We start from the raw sequence: 1,622 nt of genomic DNA on the forward strand, positions 1-1,622 counted from the left end.
TTTTTTGGCAGGAACATTGAATTTCTTGTTCAATTTCTGGATGGTCAGCGTAATGTTGATTGTTTGTTTCTGCTGGGTTTAGATTTTTCTGTTTTTTAATGGAGAGTTTGATCCTGGCTCAGGACGAACGCTGGCGGCGTGCTTAACACATGCAAGTCGAACGATGAAGCTGTGCTTGCACAGTGGATTAGTGGCGAACGGGTGAGTAACACGTGAGTAACCTGCCCTCCACTTTGGGATAACTCCGAGAAATCGGGGCTAATACTGGATATGACTATGGCCCGCATGGGTTGTGGTGGAAAGTTTTTCGGTGGGGGATGGGCTCGCGGCCTATCAGTTTGTTGGTGAGGTAGTGGCTCACCAAGGCGATGACGGGTAGCCGGCCTGAGAGGGCGACCGGCCACACTGGGACTGAGACACGGCCCAGACTCCTACGGGAGGCAGCAGTGGGGAATATTGCACAATGGGCGAAAGCCTGATGCAGCGACGCCGCGTGGGGGATGACGGCCTTCGGGTTGTAAACCTCTTTCAGCAAGGAAGAAGCGAAAGTGACGGTACTTGCAGAAGAAGCGCCGGCTAACTACGTGCCAGCAGCCGCGGTAATACGTAGGGCGCAAGCGTTGTCCGGAATTATTGGGCGTAAAGGGCTTGTAGGTGGCTTGTCGCGTCTGCCGTGAAAACCCAGGGCTTAACTCTGGGCGTGCGGTGGGTACGGGCAGGCTAGAGTGCGGTAGGGGAGACTGGAATTCCTGGTGTAGCGGTGAAATGCGCAGATATCAGGAGGAACACCGATGGCGAAGGCAGGTCTCTGGGCCGTTACTGACACTGAGAAGCGAAAGCATGGGGAGCGAACAGGATTAGATACCCTGGTAGTCCATGCCGTAAACGTTGGGCACTAGGTGTGGGGAGCATTCCACGTTTTCCGCGCCGTAGCTAACGCATTAAGTGCCCCGCCTGGGGAGTACGGCCGCAAGGCTAAAACTCAAAGGAATTGACGGGGGCCCGCACAAGCGGCGGAGCATGCGGATTAATTCGATGCAACGCGAAGAACCTTACCAAGGCTTGACATGCACTGGATCGCTGCAGAGATGTGGTTTTCTTTGGACTGGTGCACAGGTGGTGCATGGTTGTCGTCAGCTCGTGTCGTGAGATGTTGGGTTAAGTCCCGCAACGAGCGCAACCCTCGTTCCATGTTGCCAGCACTTCGGGTGGGGACTCATGGGAGACTGCCGGGGTCAACTCGGAGGAAGGTGGGGACGACGTCAAATCATCATGCCCCTTATGTCTTGGGCTTCACGCGTGCTACAATGGTCGGTACAATGGGTTGCGATACTGTGAGGTGGAGCTAATCCCAAAAAGCCGGTCTCAGTTCGGATTGGGGTCTGCAACTCGACCCTATGAAGTCGGAGTCGCTAGTAATCGCAGATCAGCAATGCTGCGGTGAATACGTTCCCGGGCCTTGTACACACCGCCCGTCAAGTCACGAAAGTCGGTAACACCCGAAGCCGATGGCCCAAGCTTTATGCGGGGAGTCGTCGAAGGTGGGATCGGTGATTGGGACTAAGTCGTAACAAGGTAGCCGTACCGGAAGGTGCGGCTGGATCACCTCCTTTCTAAGGAGT

Annotated in this window: 1 rRNA gene; it reads left to right on the top strand. The window is 55.2% G+C overall.

Features of this window, described 5'->3' with window-relative positions:
- Positions 1-95 precede the first annotated feature (95 nt).
- Positions 96-1,613: ribosomal RNA gene (locus HMPREF3176_RS07760) — 16S ribosomal RNA — on the top strand.
- Positions 1,614-1,622 lie beyond the last annotated feature (9 nt).

Origin of the sequence: Dermabacter sp. HMSC08H10, assembly GCF_001807585.1 — a bacterium.
Classification (GTDB): Bacteria; Actinomycetota; Actinomycetes; order Actinomycetales; family Dermabacteraceae; genus Dermabacter; species Dermabacter hominis.